We start from the raw sequence: 6,590 nt of genomic DNA, 5'->3' as shown, positions 1-6,590 counted from the left end.
CTCACCCAGCGTGGCGTGCCAGCATCCGGCTCGCTGCTGGACTCCGCGCGGCCTGCAACATTCCTTCCCGGCAACCAGCGCGCTCGTCGCGACCGCGCTCTCCATCAACCACTTCGCTCAGCAACACAACGGGCGCCAGCGACGACTCGGTGGTTCCCATGGACTCCGGGGTGGAGGGTTCATCTCCGCCAGCACCGCAGGCGCCTCCCAACGCGGCGGCAAGAACCCATCCCAGCAGAGCAGTGCGATTCCTCATGTCGAGACTCCTTCAAGTACTGGATGCGAGTGACCGCCAACCATGGCAGCGACATGATTTCTATGACATTCTTGGATAGCCATCAATTCAGGTTGATGTGAAGATTGTCCGGTGGACAGCGGGATGAGGTTCTCGAGTCCGTCTGCTTGCCAGGTCTTGGCTGGCTGTGGCGGCTTGATCTGAGGATGCCCCTTGCTAACGGCCAGACCAGCCCTGACTTGCGTCAGGTGCTGTCATGCCTGCGAAGTGGGTGGTGTCAGGGACAGCACCACCCACTTCGCCCATGTCCAAAGAGCGCGCCAGTCAGCGCCGCAGGCGGCCTTCTCCGCGTGCTGACCTCTCACCTATCAGGCCACGAGCGCGAGCGCGGCGGCCTCGCTACCAGTCGTCGGCGCTGGCTCGCAGTGCTCGGCCGCTTTCCAGGACGGAAGAGGCGATTGGCTCAATGGCGCGAGGACCTATCAGCTTCATGTGCCGCCGAACGTCCCGGCGGAGGACTCTCCCTGTGTCAGGGAGTGACGACGCGACGGAAGAAGTGGAGCCGCGCGAAGAAGCGTTCCACCTTCCAGCGTCGCGTGTAGCGCCGCAGCTTGCACCCATCCTGCGTGGCCTTGCGCTTGCGGCCCCGGCGGTGTGGAGTAATCAGCTTCACGCCGCGCTTCCACCCCGACGTGGCGCCGTTCCTCTCGCGACTGCTCGACGAGTTCGCCATCAGCGAGCGACAATGGAAGCTTGCCGAGCTCAACGCCTTCCGGCCTCCTGTGCCGGAAGAGTGGCTCCCTGTCGCCCATCTCTCGGACGTGTCGAATCCGGAGCGCGTCCTCGAATCCGACGGAGACTTGTCCGAAGGTCTTGTGGCTGTGCTTCAGATGGATGTGCCCTCCATCATGAAGGAGACGCCTGAGTTCCTGACGGACCTCGACTGCCACTTCTGGAAGACCCACTTTCCCGAGCGCTACACGCGCGACGTCCTCGACGGACACACGATACCGGCGTCAGGCGCCTACCAAGGGGACATGCTGGTTCGGCGGTTGGGAGGGACGTGGGCGCTGAGGCAGAAGATGGAAGCGTCCCAGGTGCGAGTGGGCAAGCGAATCTGGCTGCCCTTCCTCCGTGCTCGCCGGTACCTGCCGTCCCGCCAGTCGCTGCTGGACTATTCGCTCACGCAGTTCTTCCATGAAGCGGAGCGGTACCGGACCTGACTGGGCGTATTCGAGCCTGACGGCAGCATCCGGGCGAGGAATGGGCGAGGCAGAAGCTGGCGGAGCCAGGAAGCGTCGGCAAGCGCGCGGACAACCGCCAGTGGGAGCTGGCAGCGCTTGCTCGCGCGGGCTTCTCCCTCACCATCGCGAAGCGCGTCATCGGCGGAACGGCTGAAGAGGTGCCGCTCCGCCTCTGACGCGGTAGCGAAGGCGGGGCGGTCAGTACATTCGCAGGTCGTACCGCGGCTCGTTTCCCGGGGTGAGGGTATCGTAGTCCCCCTGCGGTAAGGTGCGCAGGTCGGTCACCTTCACCACGTAGGCGCCCTGGGCCGCGACATTGCCCGTGATGGTGACGTTGCGGCACTGGGGATAGAACGGATCACACGAAGGCCCCTGGCCGCTGGCCAGCCGCGCGCCCAAGGTGCGGTTATTGTAATCGTAGGCGTAGAGCTCCACACGGAACGCTTGATTGTAGCCCACGTTGTAGGCCTGCACTGTCATCACCTGGGCGACCGGCGTGTAGACGAGGATCCAGTCCACGTCGCCCACCCGGTGGAAGGTGTGCTTGAGCTGCGGCGCCCCGTACGCGGAAGCAGTGAGGTGCGTGTCGTCGTTTTCGAAGGCGTCCGGGGGCACCAGCAGACAGTTGGCATTGGACGAGGGGACGTTCCTGGTGCAGACGCCGCTTTGGCATCCACAGCCGGTGATGCAATCCGCGCCCGTGGAGCAGGTTCGCAGGGGCGGCGCGTCGCAGTCGATGGTGGGAGGAGGCGGACCGGGGATCACGTCCGCCGGCACGCAGGCGCCGCTTCGACATTGACAATAGCTGCTGCAGTTGAGGTCGCTCGAACAGCTCCGGAGCGTGGCTGCTTGCGTTCGGAGCGCGTCGGCGGGGGCCTCCTCCTCAATGCTTCCACAACCCACGAGGCCCAGCAGCAGTGCGGCGACACTCCATCGGATTCTCTTCACGGGGTTCTCCTCTGGGTTTCCAGGTCGGATGCCTCAGGCGGGTCCTGCCGGAAACCCTCTCCTTCACGGATTGTGAATCCTGACACCTGGATAGGGAGTCGGCAACCTCTGTCAAAGAAGGCCCGGTGTCGGTGTGGGATGGAGGACGCCGGGGCCCGGATGTTTGACTTTGCCCAGACTCCGTACCGCTTCAGGTCGTACGTCGGGGCGGGCCGCCAGTCGCTCCCATTCGGGACGGCGCGCCAGTCCGTCACCTTCACCGCGTAGTCTTTCGACAGGGTGAAATCTGTCGGAGAGTAGCGGAATTTCGCTCGGGCCTTCGGGACGGTGAAGGCCCATCGGATGCGGAGGAAGTCGGAGGACTCGAACACAGTGCCATTCAGCTCGCTCTTGCCTCCCACGAGGGGCGCGTGGCCCCTCCGTCCTGTGGCCTTTTGGCAACGAGCTGAGAGCGTGTACCGTATGCGTTCGACGGATCTCGCGCTGATGTGAGGGGCGGGCCAGCTACCCCCCTGTGTCAGGAAGTTTGTCGCCTCTGCCGTGCGCGCCTCGCTCGCTCGCATTGACGCACGGTTCGACAAGGCCGTGTGACGCGCTCAGGACGCAGCGGCCGAGGTTGGGTCGGCACGGGGAGGAAAGAAGTGCATCGGAGTGTCGTGAAAGGGTCTCGCTCGCGTATCCTTGCTTCATGGGCCTCTTCAATCGCCTCTTCGGTCGCGTGGTCAGGCCGGCACCCACCTCGCCCGAGGCTGTGCGCGAGCTCCTCTTCGATGCCGTGCAATCACAGGATGACGCCGCGCTCATCCGGCTCTGTGCCGAGCACGAAGCCCTGCTCCTCGAGCACTACCCTGCCTGGTTGATGGTTCCCGAGAGCGTCCGCAAGGAGCCGACACACCTCCAGCGCTATGGCCAGGGGCTCATCGGCATCGCTCAGTGCCTCGCGCAGACTCGGAACCGGCCCGAAATGTTCCAGCGGATGATGGGGACTCCCGCCGATAACCCCATCGTGCGCTGGCAGGAGACACGGGAGCGCGCCAACACGCTCATGCGCGGGCTGGACTTCGAAGGTGCGCTATCGCTGCTCACTCCCGAGGCGGAGCGAATCCAGGGCCTGTCGGGAGGAAACGCCGAGTCCATGAAGGCCATGACCTCCGGGCAGATGGCCGCGTGTCATTTCCAGGCGGGCCGGGCGGAGACCGCGCTTCCGCTCTTCCGGCAGGCGATTGACCTGTGCCGGAGGGCCCGTGACGACGAGGGCGTCGTCGTCTACCTGGAAAACAGCTTCGAGGCGCACCGCTACCTGGGACAGGGAGGGGATGCGGCAGGCGTGGCCAGGGAACTCGCGGTGGCGCTGGAGCAGGTGGGCCAGGCTTCGCGGGCCCGCCGCATCCGGAAGGTCGCCGAAGTCGTCCGGGCCGGTGAGCCGCTCAATCGGGTGGTGGCGCAACTCGACAGCGTCACCCTCGAACTGGACGAACTGCCCGCGCTCATTGAGGGGAGGCTGCAATTCATCTTCTGCCGCAATCGACTCGACCTCGCGCGCACCACGGCCCTGGTCGAGCGAGGCCGTGAGCTGGGCGGGGAGGGCCGCTACGGGGAGGCGCTCGCGCTCTTCCAGGAGGCACGGCGTATCGACTCCTACTCGCCCGAGCCCCGCTACGAAGGGGCCGTCACGCTCCTCCACCTCCAGCGCGCGAGCGAGGCCGTGTCCTGGTACGACGAGGTGGAGGCGCTTGCGCCGGGCTGGTACCGGTGTCGCGCCGAGCGCTGGCTGGCCGCTGGAATCGCCGCCGGAAGGATTCCATACGGGGCCTTCACCGTGATGCGCACGCTCGAGCTTCCGAACCTGGGCGCGGAGGACCGGTTGCGACTCACGCGCCAGGCCATCGGCGAGGCACCGGGAGTGCCCGAGCTTCAACTGCAACTGGGCCGGCAGCTCACGGCGCTCGACCGGAAGGACGAGGCACGGGAGGCGCTCGAGGTGGGGTTGGCACAGGCGGAGGAGCCAGACATCCGCTCGCGTCTGCTGATCGAGTCCGCGGCCGATGCCGCGCCTTCGGCGGACCGGGACAGGATGCTCCACGAGGCCATGGAGCCTGGGGGAAACCTGGTCGCCGCGGCAATGGCGCGGGTCCTGCTCCACTCGGGAACCGGCCAGCGCCTGGTTCACTGAGCCGCAGTCTGGTGCCACGAGCCCGCCTCGCGCATTGCCGACCCAGGAAGAACGATGACCGCGCGCGCCTCGCTCGCATTGACGCACTGCCGAAGGCGGCCTTGCCGCGTCCATGACGCAGCGACCGAGTTTTGGGTAGGCACAGGTCCACGAAGTATCGAGCAGGCGCGTCAGAGCTGCTGGTACATCACCAATGCATCGACGTCGCCCGCGGTGGGATGCCGGAACGCCAGCGGCAGCCGCCCGACGATGTCGAACCCGAGCGCCTGCCAGAGCTTCACGGCCCGCGTGTTCGTGCTGACGACGAAGTTGAACTGCATGGCGCGGTAGCCACGCACGCGCGCATGCTCCAGCGAGTGCGCGCACATACGACGCGCGATGCCTCGGCCCAGCGCGGCCGCGCTGGTCATGTAGCCACAGTTGCAGACGTGCCGTCCGCCACCGGCCTGGTTCGGACGGATGAAATAGGTGCCGACAATGACGCCGTCCTCCTCCGCGACGAACGTCTCCCTGTCCGGCCCCATCCAATAGGCCAGCGCGTCCGCTTCGCTCATGTTCGTGTCGAGCGCGTACGTGGTGCCTTCGCGAATGGTGGGGAGGATGATGGCTGCAATGCCCGCGGCATCAACAGCTTCGGCTCTCCTGATGAGCATGGCGGGAGTCTACCGCGGGCAAGGGCCGTGTGGGCGTGATCCGGTTCCGTGGCTCTCCCGCACTTCGTGTGGTTCCTCTCTGGTCGTGCGACTCGAGTTGCGTGTGCGGCGCTTCTGCTGCCGAAACCCGGACTGCTCCCGCCGCACGTTCGCGGAGCGGCCGGTGCGCCTGCTGGCCGCTCAGGCTCAGCGGACACGGCGGCTGGCCACCACGCAGTGCGCCGTTGCAATCACAGCCGGAGCAGAGGCTGGGGCCAGGCTGCTCAAACCCCTGGCCATGCCCACCAGTCCCGGTACCCTCCTGCGGCTGATTCGCCGTGCTCCTCTGCCTCCTCCCAGCCCCGCTCGCGTCCTGGGCCTCGACGACTGGGCGCTGCGCAAGGGGCGCACCTACGGCTCCATCCTTGTCGACCTGGAAGCGCACTGCGTGCGGGACGTGTTGCCAGACCGCTCAACTCACACGGTGAGCACCTGGCTGCACCAGCACCCCGGCGTGGAAGTCATCGCCAGAGACCGGTCGACTGAGTACGCACGAGCAGCGGCACTGGGCGCTCCAGAGGCCCAGCAGGTAGCGGACCGCTGGCACTTGCTGCTGAATGGACGGCAAATGATGCAAAGCTGGATGACCAGCGCTCACCTCCGCCTTCGAGCGCTACCAGCCGTTTCGAGCGCAGACACTCCTCCCGCACGTCGTCACACCGAGCAAGGCCAACGAGGTCCTGCAGGCCCTTCGAAGCGTGGTTGGGCGAGGCGCGTGCGTGCGAAGTCAGCGCGGTGGAAACCTTTGCGGAGGGCCTCGAACAGGACGGCGCTGCCGTCCGGGCAGCGCTGACCACTCCCTGGCGCGACGCCCAGGCCGAAGACCAAATCACGAAGCTCAAGCTTCTCAAGCGTCAGATGTATGGCCGCGCCAACTTCGACCTGTTCCGTCGCCGAGTGCTGCTCACCATCTGAGCCTACGGTCCATACGAAGTGCGGGAGAGCCACTGAACCGGGCCACGCCCCAAGGTGCCCGGCGGCTGCTGTAGAGTGGGGCCGTGTCCATCATCGTCTTCCGCGACCGTGCCGCAATGTCCCCGGAGGGGCGGTTCACTTTGGAGGCGCGCTCCTCTCACAACTGGGGGATGGACCGCCACCAAGACGGGGGGGCACGGTTGGAGGACGACTCTTTCGCCAAGTACCGCGAGGACCAGTGTGGGTTCGGCTACCGGCTAGGAGTCTGTGGCGGTAACGGATTGAGGGGCGAGAGCGGACGAGGCAGGAGGCCCGCCGCTCGATTGCGGCGGATGGTTACTGCCCAGCCGTCGCGCGGAAGAGCTTGAGGAGGTTGTGGGTGG

Annotated in this window: 5 protein-coding genes and 2 pseudogenes; 4 read left to right on the top strand and 3 right to left on the bottom strand. The window is 66.3% G+C overall.

What is annotated here, in order from left to right:
- Positions 1-770 precede the first annotated feature (770 nt).
- A pseudogene (locus tag HUW62_RS49430) lies at positions 771-911 on the bottom strand (IS5/IS1182 family transposase); the annotation flags it as partial.
- Here HUW62_RS49430 and HUW62_RS44980 point away from each other — a divergent pair.
- Positions 910-1,458 (top strand): annotated as a pseudogene (locus HUW62_RS44980) (hypothetical protein); the annotation flags it as partial. The pseudogenes HUW62_RS49430 and HUW62_RS44980 sit on opposite strands and share 2 nt — an antisense overlap.
- Before the next feature lie 219 nt (positions 1,459-1,677).
- Here the strand turns inward: HUW62_RS44980 and HUW62_RS44975 are convergent.
- Positions 1,678-2,256, bottom strand: a complete 579-nt coding sequence (locus HUW62_RS44975) for a hypothetical protein (RefSeq protein ID WP_176437949.1) — start codon at positions 2,254-2,256, stop codon at positions 1,678-1,680.
- Between the two features lie 859 nt (positions 2,257-3,115).
- Here HUW62_RS44975 and HUW62_RS44970 point away from each other — a divergent pair.
- Positions 3,116-4,600: a M48 family metallopeptidase gene (locus HUW62_RS44970; RefSeq protein ID WP_217911951.1), complete on the top strand. Its 1,485-nt coding sequence runs from the start codon at positions 3,116-3,118 to the stop codon at positions 4,598-4,600.
- A gap of 170 nt (positions 4,601-4,770) precedes the next feature.
- Here HUW62_RS44970 and HUW62_RS44965 read toward each other — a convergent pair whose 3' ends face one another.
- Complete coding sequence (locus HUW62_RS44965) at positions 4,771-5,253, bottom strand: GNAT family N-acetyltransferase (protein ID WP_176437947.1); 483 nt, start codon at positions 5,251-5,253, stop codon at positions 4,771-4,773.
- On the opposite strand from HUW62_RS44965, the gene HUW62_RS50215 reads away from it, so the two are divergent.
- A complete protein-coding gene (locus HUW62_RS50215) occupies positions 5,153-6,085 on the top strand; it encodes an ISL3 family transposase (RefSeq protein ID WP_368670636.1) in 933 nt (310 codons plus the stop codon). The two genes, HUW62_RS44965 and HUW62_RS50215, sit on opposite strands and share 101 nt — an antisense overlap.
- On the top strand, positions 5,995-6,207 hold the full coding sequence (locus HUW62_RS44955) for a hypothetical protein (RefSeq protein ID WP_240356483.1): 213 nt from the start codon (positions 5,995-5,997) through the stop codon (positions 6,205-6,207). The genes HUW62_RS50215 and HUW62_RS44955 overlap by 91 nt, the downstream gene beginning before the upstream one ends.
- Positions 6,208-6,590: the final 383 nt, after the last annotated feature.

Source organism: Myxococcus sp. AM011 (assembly GCF_013372595.1).
Classification (GTDB): domain Bacteria; phylum Myxococcota; class Myxococcia; order Myxococcales; family Myxococcaceae; genus Myxococcus; species Myxococcus eversor.
Note: the sequence above shows the minus strand (reverse complement) of the source record. Positions and strands in the feature narration are given on the sequence as shown.